This is a genomic window from Neisseria sp. P0009.S007 (assembly GCF_051962515.1).
The window spans coordinates 1-245 of the sequence record NZ_JBQCVF010001228.1; the positions used below are offsets into that span (position 1 = coordinate 1).

At 54.3% G+C, this 245-nt stretch carries 1 pseudogene; it reads right to left on the reverse strand.

Annotated elements, in window-relative coordinates:
* Window positions 1-245: pseudogene (locus ACTHS3_RS18405) on the reverse strand (3'-5' exonuclease); the annotation flags it as partial.

A 245-nucleotide genomic window follows, 5' to 3' on the forward strand; every position in this document is an offset into this window, starting at 1 on the left:
GGTAATGCTTCAGCCGTTTGACTTCCACTTCATACTCGTCCGCATCCAAAGCGCCGCTCATCAGGCGGAAGCGTAGGAACATCAAATAAGTGTTTGCCGCATCGGTTTCGCAATAATCGCGGATGTCTTTCAGACGACCTGCGTGGAACGCCTCCCAAACTTTACTGCCGTCCATGCCCAGTTTGCCGGGGAAACCGCAAAGTTTCGCCATATCGTCCAGCGGCACATTGGCACGCGGTTGGTAC